This window comes from Streptomyces sp. MP131-18, from assembly GCF_001984575.1.
Lineage (GTDB): Bacteria > Actinomycetota > Actinomycetes > Streptomycetales > Streptomycetaceae > Streptomyces > Streptomyces johnsoniae.
On sequence record NZ_LZNS01000001.1, the window covers coordinates 3,283,110 to 3,303,517 of the forward strand.

Genomic DNA, 20,408 nt, shown 5'->3' on the forward strand with positions numbered 1-20,408 from the left:
CCCCTTACAGCTTCATCAGGCTGGCGTCGTCGACCGAGGCCGAGTGACGGGCGCGATAGACCATGACGATGATGGCCAGCCCGACCACGACCTCCGCGGCGGCCACGACCATCACGAAGAACGCCATGATCTGTCCGTCGAGATTGCCGTGCATGCGGGAGAAGGCGACCAGCGCCAGGTTCGCCGCGTTCAGCATCAGCTCGATGGACATGAACACCACGATGGCGTTCCGCCGCAGCAGCACCCCGCAGGCGCCCAGCGTGAACAGCAGGGCGGCCAGGTAGAGGTAGTTCTCCGGGCTCACTTGGGGTCCTCCTCGGCCGGCGCCTCCGCCTCGTCCACGGCCGAGCCGTTGACGCCGGGCGCCGCCTTCTCGTTCACGTAACGCTGGCCGTGATACCGCGCGGTGCGGCCTTCGAGCGCGGCCACGTCCCGCACCGCCTGCCCGTGCACCTCGCGGACCTGGCCGCGGCTGCGCAGGGTGCTGTTGACGGTCAGCTCGGAGGGAGTGCCGTCGGGCAGCAGCCCGGGCAGGTCCACCGCGTTGTGCCGGGCGTAGACGCCGGGCGCGGGCAGCGGCGGCAGCTGCTTGCCCGAACGCACCCGCTCCTCGGCCTGCTCGCGCTGCGACTTGGTGCGATCGATCCGCTCGCGGTGCGTCAGCAGCGTGGCGCCGACCGCGGCGATCGTCAGCAGGATGCCGGTCACCTCGAAGGCCACCACGTAGCGGGTGAACAGCAGCGAGGCAAGACCCTGCACATTGCCGCCCGCGTTGGCCTCGGACAGGCCGGTGAAGGAGCCGACGGACGCCTGGCCGATGCCGGCGATCAGCAGGATGCCGAGCCCGAGCCCGCAGCCCGCGGCCAGCCAGCGCTGCCCGAGGAGCGTCTCCTTCAGCGAGTCGGCCGCGCTCACGCCGATCAGCATGAGCACGAACAGGAACAGCATCATCACGGCACCGGTGTAGACGACGATCTGCACCATGCCGAGGAAGTACGCGCCGTTGGCGAGGTAGAACAGCGCCAGGATCACCATGGTCCCGGCCAGGCAGAGCGCGGAGTACACCGCGCGCCGCATCATGATCGTGCCGATGCCGCCGGCGACGGCCAGCGGACCGAGCAGCCAGAACTGCACGGCCTCGCCGGTCGATGTGGAGGTCTCCGCGGCGAGCGCGGCGAGCCCGCTCATGCCTGCCCCCCGGACGGGTCGTGCAGGCGGGTCGCGGCGGCGACCGCGTCGTCCTCGGCCAGCTGCTCGCCGGTGACCTGCTGCCGCACCGTGCCGGGCGCCGCGCCGCGCACCTCGCCGCGGTAGTACGACTGCTCGTCGGTGCCGGGGTACATCGCGTGCGGCGAGTCGACCATGCCGTCCTGGAGCCCCGCCAGCAGCTCCTCCTTGGTGTAGATGAGGGAGGCGCGGCTGCGGTCGGCCAGCTCGTACTCGTTCGTCATGGTCAGCGCCCGCGTCGGACACGCCTCGACGCAGAGACCGCACAGGATGCAGCGCAGGTAGTTGATCTGGTAGACGCGGCCGTAACGTTCGCCCGGGGAGTAGCGCTCCTCCTCGGTGTTGTCCGCGCCCTCCACGTAGATCGCGTCGGCGGGGCAGGCCCAGGCGCACAGCTCGCAGCCGATGCACTTCTCCAGGCCGTCCGGGTGGCGGTTGAGCTGGTGGCGGCCGTGGAAGCGCGGCGCCGTCGGCTTCTTCTCCTCCGGGTACTGCTCCGTGAGCCGCTTCTTGAACATGGCCTTGAAGGTCACGCCGAAGCCGCCCACGGGATTGCGGAACTCAGCCATCGTCGCCCTCCCTTCCTTCGGGGCTTCCTTCGGTGTCGGCGGCGACTCCGGCCGTCGTCCGCTCCGCCCTGGACGGGCGGCGCGGCACGGGCGGCAGAGTCTGTCCTGGCAGGGGCGGCACGGGGTAGCCGCCCGCCATCGGATCGAACTCCGGCTCTGGCGCCTCGCCCCGCTCGTCCTCCTCGCGCTGCTCGGCACGGTCGCGGAAGAAGTCCACGACGAAGGAGATCAGCAACAGCGTGAGCACCCCGCCGAGCACCCACATCAGGATGTCCGAGAACGCGTAGTCCTCGTTCTGCATGGCGCGGACGGTGGCCACCAGCATCAGCCAGACCAGCGCGATCGGAATGAGGATCTTCCAGCCGAGGACCATGAACTGGTCGTAGCGCACGCGGGGCAGGGAGGCGCGGACCCAGACGAACAGGAAGATCACCATGGTCAGCTTGATGGTGAACCACAGCATGGGCCACCAGCCGGAGTTGGCGCCCTCCCAGAGGCTGAGCGGCACGGGTGCGCGCCAGCCGCCGAGGAAGAGGGTGACCATCAGTCCGGAGACGGTGACGACGTGGACGTACTCGGACATCATGAAGAACGCGAACTTGATCGACGAGTACTCGGTGAGGTACCCGCCGACGAGGTCGCCCTCGGACTCCGGCATGTCGAACGGCGGCCGGTGGGCCTCGCCGATCATCGCCACCATGTAGATCAGGAACGACACCGGCAGCAGGATCATGAACCAGCGGTCGTCCTGCGCGTCCACGATGGCCGAGGTGGACATCGAGCCGGAGTAGAGGAAGACGGCCGCGAAGGACAGACCCATCGCGACCTCGTAGCTGATGATCTGCGCGGTGGCGCGGACGCCGCCGAGCAGCGGGTACGTGGAGCCGGAGGACCAGCCCGCCAGCACCGTGCCGTACACCGCGATGGCCGAGGTGGCCAGCACGTACAGGATCGCGACCGGCAGGTCCGTCACCTGGAGGACGGTCTCGGTGCCGAAGATGCTGACCGGATCGTCCTTGGGGCCGAAGGGGATCACGGCGAACGCCATGAACGCCGGGATGACCGCGAGGATCGGCGCCAGCATGAACAGGGCTTTGTCGGAGCCCTTGGGGATGATGTCTTCCTTCAGCATCAGCTTGATGGCGTCGCCGAGGGACTGGAGCATGCCCCAGGGGCCGTGCCGGTTCGGCCCGATGCGCAACTGCATCCAGCCCAGGACCTTGCGCTCCATCACGATGCAGATGACCACCGTGACCAGCACGAACGCGAAGACGAAGACCACCTTCAGCAGCACGAGCCACAGCGGGTCGTCGCCGAATACCGACAGGTCGGGCTCCTGCGCGAGCGGCATCACGCGTTCACCTCCTCAGCCTGGGCAGAGATGCGGACGACGTTCCCCGGGCCGGTGCCCAGGTCGTCGAGGGCGCCGCCGCCGGTCGAGTTGAGGGGAAGCCAGACCACCCGGTCCGGCATCTCCTCCGTCACCGCGAGCGGCAGCGTCACGGAACCGGCCGGGCCGGTGACGGACAGCGCGTCGCCGTCCTTGACGCCGGTCTCGCGGGCGGTGGCGGCGGACAGCCTGGCCACGGCGGCGTGCCGCGTACCGGCCAGCGCCTCGTCGCCGATCTGGAGGGCGCCCTGGTCGAGCAGCAGCCGGTGCCCGGCGAGCACGGCGCTGCCCTCCCCGGGGCCGACCGGCTCGGTGGGCGTCGCGGTCGGGCCGAGCGGCAGCTCGCCGCGCCAGTCGGCGAGCCCGTCCAGCTCGCGGCGGATCGCCGGCAGGTCGGGCAGGCCGAGGTGCACGTCGAGGGCGTCGGCCAGCATGTGGAGCGCGCGGGCGTCGGTCTGCACCAGGCGGCGCGTCATCTGGTCCGGCTTGATCGCGGCGGCGAACTGCCGTGCGCGGCCTTCCCAGTTGAGGAACGTGCCGGACTTCTCGACGGCCGCGGCCACCGGCAGCACCACGTGGGCGCGGGCCGTGACCTCCGAGGGGCGCAGCTCCAGGCTGAGCAGGAAGCCGTCCGCGGCGACCCGGTCGAGCGCGGCGCGGGCCCGCGCCGGGTCCGGCAGGTCGGCCACCTCGACGCCCGCCACGACCAGCGCGCCGAGATCGCCGGCCGCGGCGGCCTCGACGATCTGCGCGGTGTCGCGGCCCGGGCGCTCCGGCAGGGCGCCGATGCCCCAGGCGGCGGCGACCTCCTCGCGCGCCCGCCGGGAGCCCTCCGGCCTGCCGCCGGGCAGCAGCCCGGGCAGCGCGCCGGCCTCGATGGCGCCGCGCTCGCCCGCGCGGCGCGGAATCCACACCAGCGCGGCGCCGGTGGCCGCCGCCGCGGCGACGGCTGCGGTGTACGCGCCGGGGGCGGCGGCGAGCCGTTCGCCGACGACGATGACCGCGCCCGGCTCGCGCAGCGCGGCGGCGGCGCGCTGCCCGGCCCCGGTCAGGCCCTCGCCGTCCGCCAGGGCGTTCAGCCAGGCCGGCTCGGTGCCGGGCGCGGCCGGCAGCAGGGTGCCGTTCGTCTTGGCGAGGCCGCGGGTGATGTGGGTGGCGAGGGAGAAGATCCGCATGCCGTGCTTGCGGTTGGCCTTGCGCAGCCGCAGGAAGACGCCGGGGGCTTCCTCCTCCGACTCGAAGCCGGCCAGCAGCACGGCGGGCGCGGCCTCGAGCGCGCGGTTGGTGATGCCGCCGCCGTCCAGGTCGACACCGTGCCCCGCGACCCGGGAGGCCAGGAACGCGGCTTCCTCGGCGCTGTGCACACGGGCCCTGAAGTCGATGTCGTTGGTACCCAGGGCGACCCGCGCGAACTTGGCGTACGCGTAGGAGTCCTCGACGGTCAGCCGGCCGCCGGTCAGCACCGCGGCGCCGCCGGACCTGGCCGCGGCGAGGCCCTCGGCCGCCACCCGCAGCGCCTCCGGCCAGCTGGCCGGGACGAGTTCACCGGTGTCCGGGTCCCGCACCAGCGGGGAGGTGAGCCGGTCGGGCTGCTGCGCGTAGCGGAACGCGAAGCGGCCCTTGTCGCAGATCCACTCCTCGTTGACCTCGTGGTCCTCGGCCGCCATGCGCCGCATCACCTTGCCGCGGCGGTGGTCGGTGCGGGTGGCGCAGCCGCCCGCGCAGTGCTCGCACACGCTCGGCGAGGACACCAGGTCGAACGGGCGGGAGCGGAACCGGTAGGCGGCCGAGGTCAGCGCGCCGACCGGGCAGATCTGGATGGTGTTGCCGGAGAAGTACGACTCGAACGGGTCGCCCTCGCCGGTGCCGACCTGCTGGAGCGCGCCGCGTTCCAGCAGCTCGATCATCGGGTCGCCGGCGATCTGCTGCGAGAAGCGGGTGCACCGGGCGCACAGCACGCACCGTTCGCGGTCGAGCAGCACCTGCGTGGAAATGGGCACCGGCTTGTCGAACGTCCGCTTGACGCCGTCGAACCGGGTCTCCGGGTCGCCGGTGGACATCGCCTGGTTCTGCAGGGGGCACTCGCCGCCCTTGTCGCAGACCGGGCAGTCCAGCGGGTGGTTGATGAGCAGCAGCTCCATCACCCCGCGCTGCGCCTTCTCGGCGACGGGCGAGCTGAGGTGGGTTTTGACGACCATGCCGTCGGTGCACGTGATGGTGCAGGAGGCCATCGGCTTGCGCTGGCCCTCGACCTCCACGATGCACTGCCGGCACGCGCCGGCCGGGTCGAGCAGCGGATGGTCGCAGAACCGCGGGATCTCGATGCCGAGCTGCTCGGCGGCGCGGATGACCAGGGTCCCCTTCGGCACCGAGAGCTCGATGCCGTCGATGGTCAGCGTCACCAGGTCGGCATCCTGCTGCGCCGTCATGCGTTCACCTCCTGGTGAGCGGTGGAGCCTTCGTCCGCCCAGGCGGTGGACTTGGCCGGGTCGAACGGACAGCCGCCGCCGGTGACGTGGCGCTCGTACTCGTCGCGGAAGTACTTCAGCGACGAGAAGATCGGGGCGGCCGCACCGTCGCCGAGGGCGCAGAAGGACTTGCCGTTGATGTTGTCGGCGATGTCGGCGAGCTTGTCGAGGTCGCTGAGCAGCCCCTTGCCGGCCTCGATGTCGCGCAGCAGCTGCACGAGCCAGTAGGTGCCCTCGCGGCAGGGTGTGCACTTGCCGCAGGACTCGTGGGCGTAGAACTCGGTCCACCGGGTCACGGCCCGCACCACGCACGTCGTTTCGTCGAAGCACTGGAGCGCCTTGGTGCCCAGCATCGACCCGGCGCCCATGACGCCCTCGTAGTCGAGGGGGACGTCGAGGTGCTCCTCGGTGAACATGGGGGTCGAGGACCCGCCCGGCGTCCAGAACTTGAGCCGGTGCCCCGGCCGCATCCGCCGCCGAGCTGGAGCAGCTCCCGCAGGGTGATGCCGAGCGGCGCCTCGTACTGGCCGGGGCGGGCGACGTGGCCCGAGAGGGAGTAGAGCGTGAAGCCGGGCGACTTCTCGCTGCCCATGGAGCGGAACCACTCCTTGCCGCGGTCCATGATGGCGGGAACGGACGCGATGGACTCGACGTTGTTCACCACGGTGGGGCAGGCGTAGAGGCCGGCGACCGCGGGGAAGGGGGGCCGCAGGCGCGGCTGGCCGCGGCGGCCCTCCAGGGAGTCGAGGAGCGCCGTCTCCTCGCCGCAGATGTAGGCGCCCGCGCCGGCGTGGACGGTGATGTCCAGGTCGCCGCCGTCGCCGAGGGCGCCCTTGCCGAGGTAGCCCGCGGCGTATGCCTCGGCGACCGCCGCGTGCAGGCGGCGCAGCACGGGGACGACCTCGCCGCGGAGGTAGATGAACGCGTGGTTGGAGCGGATGGCGTGACAGGCGATCACGATGCCCTCGACGAGGGAGTGCGGGTTCGCCAGGAGCAGCGGGATGTCCTTGCAGGTGCCGGGCTCCGACTCGTCGGCGTTGACGACGAGATAGTGCGGCTTGTCGTCGCCCTGCGGGATGAACTGCCACTTCATGCCCGTGGGGAAGCCGGCGCCGCCGCGTCCGCGCAGCCCGGATTCCTTGACGTAGGCGATCACGTCGTCCGGCGGCATGGCCAGGGCCTTCGCGAGACCGCGGTAGCCGCCGTGCGCCCGGTAGACGTCCAGCGTCCAGGATTCGTCCTCGTCCCAGAACGCGGAGAGCACCGGGGTGAGGAGCTTCTCCGGGCTGGTCCGGTCAACTGCTTCTGTCATGACTCATCCCCCTCGGTCACCGGCCCCGCGGGGTGGTGCGGGTCGGAGGCCGAGCTCGGCTGCGGCGCGTCGTGGCGGCTGGCGTGCGTCGTGACCGGCTCCTCGTGCGGCACCTCGGGGTGGCGCGGGGAGACGACGGTCTCGGGGCCGCGTTCGCCCTTGGCCAGCTTCAGGCCGACGAGCGAGGCGGGCCCCGCGCTGCCGCCTGCCTCGACCGAGCCGGGGCGCTGGTCGGGGAAGCCGGCCAGGACGCGGGCGGTCTGCTTGAAGTCGCACAGCGGGGCGCCGCGGGTCGGGATCACCTCGTTGCCCGCGCGCAGGTCGTCGACGAGACGCTTGGCCGACTCGATGGTCTGGTTGTCGAAGAACTCCCAGTTGACCATCAGGACCGGCGCGAAGTCACAGGCCGCGTTGCACTCGATGTGCTCCAGGGTGACCTTGCCGTCGGCGGTGGTCTCGCCGTTGCCGACGCCCAGGTGCTCGCGCAGCGCGCCGAAGATGGCGTCGCCGCCCATCACCGCGCACAGCGTGTTGGTGCAGACGCCGACCTGGTAGTCCCCCGAGGGGCGGCGCCGGTACATCGAGTAGAACGTGGCGACGGCGGTCACCTCGGCCGTGGTCAGCCCGAGCACGTCGGCACAGAACTGCATGCCGGTGCGGGTGACGTGGCCCTCCTCCGACTGCACGAGGTGCAGCAGCGGCAGCAGGGCGGAACGGCTGTCGGGGTAGCGGGAGATCACCTCCGCCGCGTCCGTCTCCAGCCGGGTCCGCACCTCGGGCGGGTAGTCCGGCGCGGGCATCGGCGGGATTCCGAGCTGGACGTCCCCGCGCGCTGTCTCGTGGGCGCTCACCTGTCGACGCCTCCCATCACGGGGTCGAGGGATGCCACGGCGACGATGACGTCGGCGACCATGCCGCCTTCGCACATCGCCGCCATGGACTGGAGGTTGGTGAAGGAGGGATCGCGGAAGTGGACCCGGTAGGGGCGCGTGCCGCCGTCGCTGACCAGGTGCACCCCCAACTCGCCCTTGGCCGACTCCACCGCCGTGTACACCTGTCCCGGCGGGACCCGGAAGCCCTCCGTCACCAGCTTGAAGTGGTGGATCAGGGCTTCCATGGAGGTGCCCATGATGTTCCTGATGTGGTCGAGCGAGTTGCCCAGGCCGTCGGGTCCGAGGGCGAGCTGCGCGGGCCAGGCGATCTTCTTGTCGGCGACCATGACCGGACCGGGCTCGGCGAGCCGGTCGATGCACTGCTCGACGATCCGCAGCGACTGGTGCATCTCCTCAAGACGCAGCAGGAAGCGGCCGAAGGAGTCGCAGGTGTCGGTCGTCGGGACCTCGAAGTCGTAGGTCTCGTAGCCGCAGTAGGGGTCGGTCTTGCGCAGGTCGTGGGGCAGTCCCGCGGAGCGCAGGACCGGTCCTGTGGCGCCGAGCGCGAGGCAGCCGGTCAGGTCGAGGTAACCGACGTCCTTCAGCCGGGCCTTGAAGACCGGGTTGCCGGTGCAGAGCTTGTCGTACTCCGGCAGGTTCTTGCGCATCTTCTTCACGAACTCGCGCAGCGCGTCGATTCCGCCGGGCGGCAGGTCCTGGGCGAGGCCGCCGGGCCTGATGAACGCGTGGTTCATCCGCAGACCGGTGATCAGCTCGAAGATGTCCAGGCATACTTCACGGTCGCGGAAGCCGTAGATCATCACCGTGGAGGCGCCCAGCTCCATCCCGCCGGTGGCGAAGGCCACGAAGTGGGAGGACAGCCGGTTGATCTCCATGAGCAGGACGCGGATGATCGACGCCCGGTCGGGGACGTCGTCGGTGATGCCGAGCAGCTTCTCCACGCCCAGGCAGTACGCCGCCTCGTTGAAGAACGGGGTGAGGTAGTCCATGCGCGTGACGAAGGTGGGCCCCTGCGTCCAGGTCCGGTACTCGAGGTTCTTCTCGATGCCGGTGTGCAGGTAGCCGATGCCGGCCCTGGCCTCGGTGACGGTCTCGCCGTCGATCTCCAGGATGAGCCGCAGCACGCCGTGGGTGGAGGGGTGCTGGGGCCCCATGTTGACGATGATCTTCTCGTCGTCGGCGCGGTCGGCCACCTCCCGGGCGACCTCGTCCCAGTCGCCGCCGGTGACGGTGTAGACCGTGCCTTCCGTCGTCTCCCTGGCCCCCGCGGGCCGGGTCGCGTGTGTGGTCATCAGCTGTACGACCTCCGCTGGTCGGGTGCCGGGATCTGGGCGCCCTTGTACTCGACGGGTACGCCGCCGAGCGGGTAGTCCTTGCGCTGCGGGTGGCCCTGCCAGTCGTCGGGCATCATGATCCGCGTCAGCGCGGGGTGCCCGTCGAAGATGAGGCCGAAGAAGTCGTAGGTCTCCCGCTCGTGCCAGTCGTTCGTCGGGTAGATGTCGACGATCGAGGGCACGTGCGGGTCGCTGTCCGGGGCGCTGACCTCCAGGCGGATGAGGCGCCCGTGGGTCAGCGACCGCAGGTGGTAGACGGCGTGCAGCTCGCGGCCCGTGTCGTGCGGGTTGTGCACGCCGCTGACACCGGTGCACAGCTCGAAGCGCAGCGCCGGGTCGTCGCGGAGCGTGCGGGCGACCTGCGGCAGGTGCTCGCGGGCGATGTGGAAAGTGATCTCCCCGCGGTCCACCACCGTCCGCTCGATCGCGGCCTCCGGATCGGTGCCCTGCTCCTCGAGCGCGCCTTCGAGCTCGTCCGCGACCTCGTCGAAGTACCCGCCGTACGGCCGGGAGGAGGCGCCCGGCATGTGCACGGTCCGCGTCAGGCCGCCATAACCGGTGGTGTCGCCGCCGTTGTTGGCGCCGAACATGCCGCGCCGCCGCGCGATGGGCTCGCCCGCGTCCGCGCGCTGCGCCGGCGGTCCGCTTGTGCTTGTGTTCCCGTTCACCTGCTCGTCGCCGCTCACGGCAGCACCCTTTCCTCCACGGCTTCGCCCACGGCCGCGCGCCGAGCGCACCTCATCGCAGGAGCCCCTTCATCTCGATCGTCGGCAGCGCCTTGAGGGCCGCCTCCTCCGCCTCGCGGGCCGCCTGCTCGCGGTTGACGCCGAGCTTCTCGCCGCGGATCTTCTCGTGCAGCTTGAGGATCGCGTCCATGAGCATCTCTGGACGCGGCGGGCAGCCGGGCAGGTAGATGTCGACAGGGACGATGTGGTCGACGCCCTGCACGATCGCGTAGTTGTTGAACATGCCGCCCGAGGAGGCGCAGACGCCCATGGAGATGACCCACTTCGGGTTCGGCATCTGGTCGTAGACCTGGCGCAGCACCGGGGCCATCTTCTGGCTGACGCGGCCGGCCACGATCATCAGGTCGGCCTGCCGCGGCGAACCGCGGAAGACCTCCATGCCGAAGCGCGCCAGGTCGTAGCGGCCGGCGCCGGTGGTCATCATCTCGATGGCGCAGCAGGCGAGACCGAACGTCGCGGGGAAGACGGACGACTTCCTGGCCAGCGACGCCAGGTTCTCGACGGTGTTCAGCAGAAAACCGCTGGGCAGCTTCTCTTCGAGACCCATCAGGGAAGCCTCTCTCTCAGTCCCATTCGAGTCCTCCTCGACGCCAGTCGTAGGCGTAGGCGACGCCGATGAGGGCGACAAAAATCAGCATCTGCACCAGACCGAACATCCCCAGCGAGTCGAACTGCACGGCCCAGGGATAGAGAAAGACGATCTCGATGTCGAAGATGATGAACAGCATGGCCGTCAGGTAGTACTTGACGGGGAACCGCCCGCCGCCGACCGGCTGCGGGGTCGGCTCGACTCCGCATTCGTAGGCCGCAAGCTTGGCCCGGTTGTAGCGCTTGGGACCGGTCACCGCCCCCACGACCACGGAGAAGACGGCAAAGGCGGCCCCGAGGGCACCCAGCACGAGGATGGGAACGTACGCGTTCACCGCAGCTCGCTCCTTCCAGTCGACGGCGACTGCTTATCACTGTGATCATCGCTATGTGAGTCAGTTCACAAGGCTTCCCGCATCCTATGCTGCGATGCCTGTGACCTTCGACACGGGGTCGCCTAACAATCTTGTGATCTCTCCCACCCGACCAAGTCGATCAAGCCGCCCTGGGGCCGGACGTTTCACCCATGGTGGCCGATCGCGTACGAAGCGCCGATTCGGGCATGATCGGGGCGGCCGCACGATCGCGTTCTGTACCACCACGCAGCGTGGGCGAGCAAATTCGCATCCGGGACCACCCGGTGATAGAGGTCGGGCCGGTGTCAGACATAACGTTCACGACGGCCGTCCTGCTGTGCATCGCCGCCGGGCTCGCCGGCTGGATCGACGCGGTCGTCGGCGGCGGCGGCCTGCTCCAGCTTCCGGCCCTGCTCATCGGCCTGCCGGACGTCTCGCCGACCTACGCGCTCGGCACCAACAAGGCCGTTGCGGTCACCGGTACGTCCATCGCGGCGGTCACCTATGCCCGCAGGGCGCCGGTCGACGTGCGGCTCGCGCTGCGTCTCGGCGCCGTCGCGCTGGCCGCCGCGGGCGGCGGCGCACTGTTTGCATCAGCGGTGGACAAACGTGTCCTGCAACCGTTGATCATGGTCGCCCTGCTCGCGGTGGCCGCATTCGTCTTCCTGCGCCCGCAGTTCGGCACGGCCTCCCCCGGGGGCACTCCCTCGCGCCGCAGGGCCGCCGCGGCGCTCCTCGTGGTGGGGGTCGGCATCGGCTTCTACGACGGCATCCTGGGGCCCGGCACGGGCACCTTCCTCGTGATCGCGCTCGTGGCGCTGCTGCACATGAACCTGCTGACGGCCTCCGCCACCGCGAAGGTCGTGAACGTCGGCACAAACCTCGGCGCCCTGGCCGTCTTCGCCGCCGGGGGAACGGTGCTGTGGCGACTCGCCGCGGGGATGGCGCTGTTCAACATGGCGGGCGGCTGGGTGGGCGCCCACATGGCACTGCGGCGGGGCAGCGGCTTCGTCCGCGTCGTCCTGCTCGTGGTCGTCGCGGGCCTCGTGGCCCGGCTCGCCTGGGACCAGTGGGGGACGTGACGTGCGCCACGGCGGGAGCGGTGGCCGGGGCCGGACGTTGATGGGGCCGCCCACCGCGTGATAGGCACCGCCCGACGCCCGGACAATCCGGACAACGTGCTGGGCAGGGGACGTCTCCACGGAAGGCGACCACGCCCGTAACAAACGGCACTTCGGGCATATGCCTCAGCAACTCGCCGCGTACACGCCGACTGTGGCGTATCACACGTTGATTGAGATCAACCACCAGGTACTGATAGCCGTTATCTCCATGTCCCCAATCCGTTATCAAGGACGGCACCGAAAACCCCGGGCCTCCCGCACCAGCAGCCTCATACGCGGCGGCGTCCTCTCCGGCGTCGTGGGCACGGTCGCCGTCACCGGCGCCACGACCCCCGCCTCCGCCGACGAGAAGCCCGCCGAGTCCACCGGCGAACTCCCGGTGCTCGACACGGCACTCGCCCACGCCGACCGCGCGGCCCGCGCGACGCAGGCGTACGCGAGCGAAGCCGTCACCCAGGACAACTGGCAGCGCGCGCAGGACCGCGTCGTCTCCCGCGCCCAGGAAGCCGCCGCCGAGCGCCGCGCGGCCGCCGAGGAGGCGGAGCGCCGCGCCGAGGCCGAGCGCCGCGCCCAGGAGGCCGCCGCGGCAGAGGCCCAGGCGGCCGAGGAGGCGGCGGCCGCGGAGGCCGCGGCAGAGGCCACGACGTTCGCCGCGGCCGGGGAGGCTCCCGCCACCTCGGGCGGCGGCGGGAGCGGGAGCGCCATCGTCGACTTCGTCCGCGCGCAGCTCGGCGACGGCTACGTGATGGGCGCCTCAGGCCCCGGCTCCTGGGACTGCTCCGGCCTGGTCCAGGCCGCCTACGCGCAGGTCGGCGTCACGCTGCCGCGCACCGCCGCCGAACAGTCGGTGCTGGGCACCCAGGTGTCGCTCGACGCGCTCCAGGCCGGCGACATCCTCTACTGGGGCGGCGCGGGCAGCGCCTACCACGTGGCCGTCTACACGGGGAACGGCACGTTCATCGGCGCCCAGAACCCCTCGACCGGCGTGGCCGAACACGACCTCGGCTGGGACGCCCCGACCGGAGCCGTCCGCGTCCTGTAGAGCCCACGACCGGTGGCGCCGCGGGCCGCTCGTGCGCGGCCAGGCCCGCGGCGCCACCTTCACGCGGCCAGGCCCGCGGCGCCACCTTCACGCGGCCAGGCCCGCGGCGCCACCTTCACGCGGCCAGGCCCGCGGCGCCACCTTCACGCGGCTAGGCCCGCGGCGCCACCTTCGTCAGGCCGTTGATCACGCGGTCCATCGCGTCGCCGCCCGTCGGGTCCGTCAGGTTGGCCAGCAGCTTCAGCAGGAAGCGCATCAGCACCGGGTGGCTCAGCCCCCGGTCCGCCGCCACCCGCATGATCGTCGGGTTGCTGATCAGCTGCACGAACGCCCGGCCGAGCGAGTAGTACCCGCCGTAGGTGTCGCGCAGCACCTTCGGGTAGCCCCGCAGCGCCAGTTCCCGCTGCGCGGGCGTCTGCCGCGCCAGCGCCTGGCTGACGACCTCGGCCGCGATCCGCCCGGACTCCATGGCGTAGGCGATGCCCTCGCCGTTGAACGGGTTCACCAGGCCGCCCGCGTCGCCGACCAGCATCAGCCCGCGCGCGTAGTGCGGCTTGCGGTTGAAGGCCATCGGCAGCGCCGCCCCGCGGATCGGCCCCGTCATGTGCTCCGGGGTGAACTGCCAGTCCGTCGGGAGCGTTTCGCACCAGGTGCGCAGCACCTCGCGCCAGTCCAGCTCCTTGAACGAGGAGGAGCTGTTGAGCACGCCGAGGCCGACGTTCGACGTGCCGTCGCCCATGCCGAAGATCCAGCCGTAGCCGGGCAGCAGCCGGTCCTTGTCCGCCCTGCGGTCCCACAGCTCGAACCAGGACTCCAGGTAGTCGTCGTCGTGGCGCGGCGAGGTGAAGTAGGTGCGCACCGCCACGCCCATGGGCCGCTTGGGGCTGCGGTGCAGCCCCATCGCGAGCGAGAGCCGTGAGGAGTTCCCGTCGGCGGCCACGACGACGGGCGCCGTGAACGTGACGCGCTTCTTCTCGTCGCCGAGCTTCGCCTCGACGCCCGTGATGCGGCCGGTGCGCTCGTCGCGGACCGGACCCGACACGTTGCACCGCTCGTACAGCCGCGCGCCCGCCTTCTGGGCGGCGCGCGCCAGCTGCTCGTCGAAGTCGTCCCGCTTGCGGACCAGGCCGTAGTCCGGGTAGGACGCCAGCTCGGGCCAGTCCAGCTGGAGCCGCTGCCCGCCGCCGATGACGCGCAGGCCCTTGTTGTGCAGCCAGCCGGCCTCCTCGGACACGTCGATGCCCATGGCCACCAGCTGCTTCACCGCCCGCGGCGTCAGGCCGTCGCCGCAGACCTTCTCGCGCGGGAACGCGGTCTTCTCCAGCAGCGCCACCTCAAGTCCGGCCTGCGCGAGGTGGAATGCGGTCGCCGAACCGGCCGGTCCGGCCCCGACGACGATCACATCAGCGGTCTCGGCCACGTTGGCTCTCCCATTCGAAAGGGCGTGTCAGGGGTTGCGGGAAGTCTATGCACCGCGGGGTTTGACGCCCCGGTGCAGGGCGACGATGCCGCCCGTCAGATTGCGCCAGGCCACGCGGGACCAGCCGGCCCGCGTCAACCGCCCGGCGAGACCGGCCTGGTCGGGCCAGGAGCGGATGGACTCGGCGAGGTAGACGTACGCGTCGGGGCTGCTCGACACGCGCGTGGCGACCGGCGGCAGCGCCCGCATCAGGTACTCGGTGTACACGGTGCGGAACGGCGCCCAGGTGGGGTGGCTGAACTCGCAGACCACGAGCCGCCCGCCGGGTGCGGTCACCCGCAGCAGCTCGCGCAGCGCGGCCTCGGTGTCCTGCACGTTCCGCAGGCCGAAGGAGACCGTCACCGCGTCGAAGGCGCCGTCCCGGAACGGCAGCCGCGTCCCGTCCCCGGCGACGAACGGCATCCACGGCTTGCGCCGCTTGCCCTCCGTCAGCATCCCCAGGGAGAAGTCACACGGCACGGTGAACGCCCCGCGGGCGGCGAACGGCTCGGCCGAGGTGCCCGTTCCGGCCGCCAGGTCGAGCACGGTCTCCCCCGGCCGCGCCCCCACGGCCCGCGCCACCGCCTTGCGCCAGCGGCGGTTCTGCCCGAGCGCCAGCACGTCGTTGGTGAGGTCGTAACGGGCCGCCACGGCGTCGAACATCGCGGCGACTTCGCGGGGCTGCTTGTCCAGTGAGGCACGAGTCACGGTGCCCATTCTCCCCGATGCCCGATTACGCCGATCGGGCGACTTGCCGAATCCCGGGGTGAACCCTGCGCGCCCGGTCAACTACCGTGCGTGCCATGACTCAGCTTTCCCGTGCCCTCGGCCTGGCCGGCGTGTCGGCCGGTGCCGTGCTGGCGTCCGCGGGCAGCGCGGCGGCCTCGCCCGTGCCCCAGATCGTCCCGATCGTGGCCGGCTCGACGGAGGCGGCCCTCGACCCGGCCCTCGACCTCCAGCTCGACCCCCTCGCCGGAACGGGCAGCGACCCGCTGGCGAACGGGGTGCGGACGCAGGTGGCCGACTTCCCCGCGCTCGGCACCGATGTCGTCACCGGCCCGCTGACCCGCGGCGCATCGGCGCGCGAGCTGCCGGGCGAGGTGATCGGGGGCCTGCTCGGCGGCCTGCCGGTGACCTTCCCGGCCTGAGGGCCGCGGCGCCCCGCGGCTGCCGCGCGCCGGTCACTCCTCGCGTTCCGCCTCCAGGCGCGCCACGCCCTCCTCGTAGGCGTCGACCTCGCGCAGCGCCGCCGCATGGTAGATCTCCGCGACCAGGCCCCGCGCGGTCCGCTCGTCGAGGGCGCCGCCCGCGCTCGCGAGGAGCCGTCTCGTCCAGGCGTCGATGAAGTCGTCCATGGGGCCATGTGACCGCAGGCCCCGGCCTTCCGCACCTCGGCCGGGCCGCGTGCGCGATTGCGACAGCCCTGTGACGAAATCCGTATTGAGCGGTCGTGCGGCGTATGACTTACTGGGGAGGTGGTGACTCTTCGTCCCGCCCGGGGGAGCGGGGGCGAAAGCCCGCACTTTATGCGGGGCGCCACGAGGGCGGTAGGGGCGCCTTCGAAAATGCGTCACGGTGGCGGAAAAACGGCGCGATTCCCTGCCGGAAACGCGCGATAGGATTTCACGGTGACTACTGCGAGTTACACCTATGCCGAACGGAAATGGGCGGACACCGACGCCACGCTCGTCGTGCGCAAGGACGATCTCGACCCGCAGGCGGTCACGGCCCGGCTGGGCCTCGATCCGACGGCCACCCGGCTGCCAGGGCCCGCCCGCCTGCGCTCCGCGGGGGACACGTCCGGCCTGTGGCTCTACCAGTGCTCGACCGCGGCCCTGGGGCTGCCCGAGCAGATCGACCGCGTGGTGGACGCGGTCGAGGAGCGCGCCGGGGTCCTGCACGAACTGGCCGCGGAGGGGCACGAGGTGACGCTCACGGCCTTCGGATTCGTGGGCAACGGGTCAGTTCTCGAAATCATGCCGCAAACCGCATTGCGCATTGCGTCGCTCGGCATTCCGCTGGAGCTGCGCGTGAGCGGCAGCGAGCGATAGGGGAAGGGTCATGTCAGGCAGCACCGCGCACGGTGCGGACCATTGGGAATCGCTCACCGCGACCCTCCTGATCACGAAAAGCGACCTGAATCCGGACGACCTCACGCAACGGCTCGGCACGCCCCCCGACTTCAGCCGCTCCGCGGACGCCGACGCAGGAGCGCGGTTCCGCGGCGGCGTCGGCTGCTGGGCGCTGCGCACCGCGGGGGACGACGTCCCCGGGGCGCTGGGCGCGCTGCTGCCCCGCGTCGCGCCGCTCATCGGGGAGTTGGCGGCGCTGCGCGCCGAGGGGCACCGGGTACAGATCAACGTGGCGGGCGGCATCGACCGCGGCCGCCGGCTGACGGTGCCGGGGGAGATCCTGGCCCGCGTGGCCGGGCTCGGCCTGCCGCTGTCGTTCACGACGGAGTCGGCCGCGGGCAACGGGACGGAGGAGTTCCTCGACTCCCTCGCACGCCCGGCGCGCACATAACGCTGCGGTAAAGCCGAAGGTACGCGGCCTTGACCGCGCAGAGGCCCGGCGACAACATTTCCGCTCACGACTCAACAAGCCGCTGACCACGGCCTGAGTTCCCGTGAGCACAAGGAGGTGCGTGCCGTGGCCGTCGCCCGAGGTGTCCGTGAACGCGAGACCGCCCCCCGATGGCGCGGCAGGGAGACCGGCGTCGCGCTCATCTTCCTGGCGCCCGCCCTGCTCGGCTTCATCGCCTTCTACGCCTGGCCGACCGTCCGCGGCGTGTACCTCAGCTTCACCGACTACGACCTGCTCACCGCGCCGGACTTCTCCGGCCTCGACAACTACCGCAGGCTGCTGACGGACGACGTCTTCTGGAACTCCCTGTGGGTCACCCTGAAATACGTCGTCCTCAACATCGGGGTGCAGACCGTCGTCGCGCTCGCGCTCGCCGTGCTCCTCCACCGGCTGACCCGTTCCACCGTGATCCGCGGCCTCATCCTGCTGCCCTACCTCATCTCCAACGTCGTCGTCGCCCTGGTCTGGTACTGGATGGCCGACTACAACCTGGGGATCATCAACCAGATGCTCGGCTGGGTCGGCATCGACGCCATCGGCTTCTTCGGCGACGAGGCGTGGGCCATCCCCACCATCGCGGGCATCAACGTCTGGCGTCACATGGGCTACACGGCCCTGCTGATCTTCGCCGGGCTCCAGACCATCAACCGCGACGTGTACGAGGCGGCGGCCGTGGACGGCGCCGGCGAGTTCCGCATCTTCTTCCGCATCACGCTGCCGCTGCTGCGGCCGGTGCTCGCGCTGGTGCTGGTGCTGACCGTCATCGGCTCCTGGCAGATCTTCGACACCGTCGCCGTCACCACCCAGGGCGGTCCCGTCGACGCCACCCGCGTGATCCAGTACTACATCTTCGACCAGGCGTTCACCCGCTTCGACTTCGGCTACGCCTCGGCCATCTCGGTCGTCCTGTTCCTCATCCTCGCCGGGGTCGCCTTCGCGCAGCTCAAGCTGCTGCGCGCGGGCGAGTCCGACCAGTCCTGAAGGAGGCCACGATGACCGCTGTCGTGCAGCCGGCCACCGGCGACCCCGCCGGTTCCGGCGCGCCGGGAGACGGGCCGGGCGGGCGGCCGCGCCGGAGTGCCGGCCGCCTGCTGGCCTGGCTCGTCCTGTTCCTCTTCATCGTCATCAGCCTGGCGCCGTTCCTGTGGATGCTGCGCACCGCGCTGTCCAACAACCGCACGCTGTTCACCGATCCGGACTCGCCGCTGCCCATCGACTTCACCTGGGGGCCGCTCGAGCGCGTGCTCGGCACGGCGACCACCGAGGAGGCGCAGGCGGAGGGCGGCTCCGGCGCGTCCCTCGAGTTCTGGACCTACCTGCGCAACTCGGTGATCATCTCCACGGCCATCACCGTGGGCCAGGTCTTCTTCAGCGCGCTGGCGGCCTACGCGTTCGCGCGCCTGCGCTGGCCGGGCCGCGACAAGGTGTTCTTCGCGTTCATCACCGCGCTGATGGTGCCGCCGGTCTTCGCGATGCTGCCGAACTTCGTGCTGATCAAGAACCTCGGCCTGCTCAACACCTACCCCGGCATCGTCGCGCCGTTCTTCTTCATGACGCCGTTCGCGGTGTTCTTCCTGCGGCAGTTCTTCCTCGGCATCAGCCGCGAGATGGAGGAGGCCGCCATGATCGACGGCGCCGGCTACTTCCGGATCTTCTTCCGCATCATCCTGCCGATGAGTGCCGCGCCGATGGTCACGCTCGCCATCCTCACGTTCATCAACGCGTGGAACGAGTACTTCTGGCCGCAGCTCGTCGGCCAGGACGAGAGCGTCCGGCCGCTCACCGTCGCGCTCGCCGCGTTCCGCACCGCGACGCCCCAGACCGGGCCCGACTGGGCCGGGCTGATGGCGGCCAGCCTGGTGGCCGCGGTGCCGACCATGCTCCTCTTCCTCGCCTTCGGCCGGAAGATCGTCAACTCCATCCAGTTCACCGGCATGAAGTAGGAAGTAGGAGGTGCGGCAGCGATGCATCAGACCCGCGCATGGACGGCCGGCGCGGCGGCCGGCGCCCTCGTCCTGGCCGCCTGCGGTGGCGGCGCGGGCGCGGACGGCGGCTCGGAAACGGTCACGTACTGGCTGTGGGACGCCAACCAGCAGCCCGCCTACCAGCGGTGCGCCGACGACTTCGAGGCCGCCCACCCGGACATCGACATCGAGATCGAGCAGCGCGGCTGGGACAACTACTGGACCGGCCTGACGCTCGGCTTCGTCTCCGAATCCGCCCCCGACGTCTTCACCGACCACCTCTCGCGCTATCCCGAGTACGTCACGCGCGACCTGCTGCTCCCGCTCGACGCTTACGTCGAACGGGACGAACTGCCGCTCGGCATCTACGAGGAGGGCCTGGCCGACCTGTGGATCGGCGAGGACGGCCACCGCTACGGCCTGCCCAAGGACTGGGACGCCGTCGGCCTCTTCTACAACAAGGACATGACCGAGGCGGCAGGCCTCACCGAGGAACAGCTGAACGGCCTCACCTGGAACCCGGAGGACGGCGGCACCTACGAGGACGTCATCGCCCGCCTCACCGTCGACGACAACGGCGTGCGCGGCGACGAGCCCGGCTTCGACAAGAACAACGTGCGCACCTACGGGCTGTGGCTGGAGATGCCCGTCGACTACAACCACGGCCAGACGCAGTGGTCCATGTACGCCGTCGCCAACGGCTGGCAGGCCACCGACCGCAACCCGTGGGGCACCGCGTTCAACTACGACGACCCGGCGTTCCAGGAGACCATCGCCTGGTGGAAGGGCCTGGTCGACAAGGGCTACATGCCGAGCCTCGCCGCCCAGACCGGCCTGGAGTCCCCCGACCAGCTCGCCGCGGGCAACGCCGCCCTCATCACCCACGGCAGCTGGATGACCAGCTCGATCTTCGGCTACGAGGGCCTGAACGCGGGCATCGCCCCCACCCCGGTGGGCCCCACCGGCAGCCGCGCCAGCATGTTCAACGGACTCGCCGACTCCATCTGGGCCGGCACGGACAGCCCCGAGGCGTCCTGGCAGTGGGTCAGCTACCTGGCGTCCCCTGCGTGCCAGCGGGTCGTCGGGGAGCACCAGGTGGTCTTTCCCGCCATCACCGAGGCGTGGGAGACGGCGCAGGAGGAGTTCGCCGAGGACGGCATCGACGTGTCCCCGTTCACCGACCACGTCGAGGACGGCACCACGTTCCTCTTCCCCATCACCGGCAACGCCGGTGACATCGCGGCCCTCATGGTGCCCGCCCTGGAGGCGGTGATGTCGGGCCGGGCCCCGGTCGACTCGCTGACGGGGGTGAACGAGGAGATCAACGACCTGTTCCGGTGAGGTCCGGCCGGT

General features: G+C 70.9%; 21 protein-coding genes and 1 pseudogene. 8 read left to right on the forward strand and 14 right to left on the reverse strand.

What is annotated here, in order from left to right; translation table 11 throughout:
• Window positions 1-4 precede the first annotated feature (4 nt).
• The 11 genes and pseudogenes from nuoK to STBA_RS14645 all read right to left on the reverse strand — a co-directional run bounded on the left by nuoK (window position 5) and on the right by STBA_RS14645 (window position 10,862).
• Window positions 5-304, reverse strand: a complete 300-nt coding sequence (nuoK, locus tag STBA_RS14595) for an NADH-quinone oxidoreductase subunit NuoK (protein ID WP_077059663.1) — start codon at window positions 302-304, stop codon at window positions 5-7.
• Window positions 301-1,188, reverse strand: coding sequence for an NADH-quinone oxidoreductase subunit J (locus tag STBA_RS14600; protein WP_077059664.1), 888 nt, complete (start codon window positions 1,186-1,188; stop codon window positions 301-303). Before STBA_RS14600 ends, nuoK begins: the two co-directional genes overlap by 4 nt.
• The gene (gene nuoI / locus STBA_RS14605; protein WP_077059665.1) at window positions 1,185-1,796 is read right to left on the reverse strand and encodes an NADH-quinone oxidoreductase subunit NuoI; all 612 of its coding nucleotides are present in this window, start codon (window positions 1,794-1,796) and stop codon (window positions 1,185-1,187) included. Before nuoI ends, STBA_RS14600 begins: the two co-directional genes overlap by 4 nt.
• On the reverse strand, window positions 1,789-3,147 hold the full coding sequence (gene nuoH / locus STBA_RS14610) for an NADH-quinone oxidoreductase subunit NuoH (protein ID WP_077059666.1): 1,359 nt from the start codon (window positions 3,145-3,147) through the stop codon (window positions 1,789-1,791). The genes nuoI and nuoH overlap by 8 nt, the downstream gene beginning before the upstream one ends.
• Window positions 3,147-5,615, reverse strand: coding sequence for an NADH-quinone oxidoreductase subunit G (locus STBA_RS14615; protein WP_077059667.1), 2,469 nt, complete (start codon window positions 5,613-5,615; stop codon window positions 3,147-3,149). The genes nuoH and STBA_RS14615 overlap by 1 nt, the downstream gene beginning before the upstream one ends.
• A pseudogene (gene nuoF, locus STBA_RS14620) lies at window positions 5,612-6,966 on the reverse strand (NADH-quinone oxidoreductase subunit NuoF). Before nuoF ends, STBA_RS14615 begins: the two are co-directional and overlap by 4 nt.
• Window positions 6,963-7,817 (reverse strand): NADH-quinone oxidoreductase subunit NuoE, encoded by an 855-nt coding sequence (gene nuoE / locus STBA_RS14625; protein WP_077059668.1) that lies wholly within the window; start codon window positions 7,815-7,817, stop codon window positions 6,963-6,965. The pseudogene nuoF and the gene nuoE overlap by 4 nt, the downstream one beginning before the upstream one ends.
• Window positions 7,814-9,151 carry an NADH-quinone oxidoreductase subunit D gene (locus tag STBA_RS14630; RefSeq protein ID WP_077059669.1) on the reverse strand — a complete coding sequence of 446 codons (1,338 nt, stop codon included), beginning with the start codon at window positions 9,149-9,151 and terminating at the stop codon, window positions 7,814-7,816. The genes nuoE and STBA_RS14630 overlap by 4 nt, the downstream gene beginning before the upstream one ends.
• Window positions 9,151-9,879, reverse strand: a complete 729-nt coding sequence (locus tag STBA_RS14635) for an NADH-quinone oxidoreductase subunit C (protein ID WP_077059670.1) — start codon at window positions 9,877-9,879, stop codon at window positions 9,151-9,153. The genes STBA_RS14630 and STBA_RS14635 overlap by 1 nt, the downstream gene beginning before the upstream one ends.
• A gap of 52 nt (window positions 9,880-9,931) precedes the next feature.
• A complete protein-coding gene (locus tag STBA_RS14640) occupies window positions 9,932-10,486 on the reverse strand; it encodes an NADH-quinone oxidoreductase subunit B (protein WP_077059671.1) in 555 nt (184 codons plus the stop codon).
• Between the two features lie 16 nt (window positions 10,487-10,502).
• Window positions 10,503-10,862: an NADH-quinone oxidoreductase subunit A gene (locus STBA_RS14645; protein WP_077059672.1), complete on the reverse strand. Its 360-nt coding sequence runs from the start codon at window positions 10,860-10,862 to the stop codon at window positions 10,503-10,505.
• Window positions 10,863-11,185: 323 nt separating this feature from the next.
• Between STBA_RS14645 and STBA_RS14650 the strand changes: the two genes are divergently transcribed.
• Together STBA_RS14650 and STBA_RS14655 are read left to right on the forward strand one after the other, a co-directional pair.
• On the forward strand, window positions 11,186-11,965 hold the full coding sequence (locus tag STBA_RS14650; protein WP_077063328.1) for a TSUP family transporter: 780 nt from the start codon (window positions 11,186-11,188) through the stop codon (window positions 11,963-11,965).
• Window positions 11,966-12,215: 250 nt separating this feature from the next.
• Window positions 12,216-13,049 carry a C40 family peptidase gene (locus tag STBA_RS14655; RefSeq protein WP_077059673.1) on the forward strand — a complete coding sequence of 278 codons (834 nt, stop codon included), beginning with the start codon at window positions 12,216-12,218 and terminating at the stop codon, window positions 13,047-13,049.
• A gap of 151 nt (window positions 13,050-13,200) precedes the next feature.
• On the opposite strand, the gene STBA_RS14660 is transcribed toward STBA_RS14655, so the two are convergent.
• A complete protein-coding gene (locus STBA_RS14660) occupies window positions 13,201-14,469 on the reverse strand; it encodes a geranylgeranyl reductase family protein (protein ID WP_077059674.1) in 1,269 nt (422 codons plus the stop codon).
• Window positions 14,470-14,514: 45 nt separating this feature from the next.
• Window positions 14,515-15,216, reverse strand: coding sequence for a demethylmenaquinone methyltransferase (locus tag STBA_RS14665; RefSeq protein ID WP_077063329.1), 702 nt, complete (start codon window positions 15,214-15,216; stop codon window positions 14,515-14,517).
• A 95-nt stretch (window positions 15,217-15,311) separates the two neighbouring features.
• Here STBA_RS14665 and STBA_RS37790 point away from each other — a divergent pair, with 95 nt between their 5' ends.
• Window positions 15,312-15,656 (forward strand): hypothetical protein, encoded by a 345-nt coding sequence (locus tag STBA_RS37790; RefSeq protein WP_077059675.1) that lies wholly within the window; start codon window positions 15,312-15,314, stop codon window positions 15,654-15,656.
• Window positions 15,657-15,689: 33 nt separating this feature from the next.
• Here the strand turns inward: STBA_RS37790 and STBA_RS37795 are convergent, their stop codons facing one another.
• Window positions 15,690-15,863: a hypothetical protein gene (locus STBA_RS37795; protein WP_171987711.1), complete on the reverse strand. Its 174-nt coding sequence runs from the start codon at window positions 15,861-15,863 to the stop codon at window positions 15,690-15,692.
• 273 nt (window positions 15,864-16,136) lie between these two features.
• On the opposite strand from STBA_RS37795, the gene STBA_RS14675 reads away from it, so the two are divergent.
• From STBA_RS14675 to STBA_RS14695, 5 genes are all read left to right on the forward strand, one after another.
• Window positions 16,137-16,559, forward strand: a complete 423-nt coding sequence (locus STBA_RS14675; protein ID WP_079251922.1) for a DUF4279 domain-containing protein — start codon at window positions 16,137-16,139, stop codon at window positions 16,557-16,559.
• A gap of 10 nt (window positions 16,560-16,569) precedes the next feature.
• Window positions 16,570-17,031 carry a hypothetical protein gene (locus STBA_RS14680; protein WP_077059677.1) on the forward strand — a complete coding sequence of 154 codons (462 nt, stop codon included), beginning with the start codon at window positions 16,570-16,572 and terminating at the stop codon, window positions 17,029-17,031.
• 126 nt (window positions 17,032-17,157) lie between these two features.
• Window positions 17,158-18,072 (forward strand): sugar ABC transporter permease, encoded by a 915-nt coding sequence (locus STBA_RS14685; RefSeq protein WP_171987712.1) that lies wholly within the window; start codon window positions 17,158-17,160, stop codon window positions 18,070-18,072.
• A gap of 11 nt (window positions 18,073-18,083) precedes the next feature.
• Complete coding sequence (locus tag STBA_RS14690) at window positions 18,084-19,034, forward strand: carbohydrate ABC transporter permease (protein ID WP_079251924.1); 951 nt, start codon at window positions 18,084-18,086, stop codon at window positions 19,032-19,034.
• Window positions 19,035-19,055: 21 nt separating this feature from the next.
• On the forward strand, window positions 19,056-20,396 hold the full coding sequence (locus STBA_RS14695) for a sugar ABC transporter substrate-binding protein (protein WP_077059678.1): 1,341 nt from the start codon (window positions 19,056-19,058) through the stop codon (window positions 20,394-20,396).
• The last annotated feature ends 12 nt before the right edge of the window (window positions 20,397-20,408 follow it).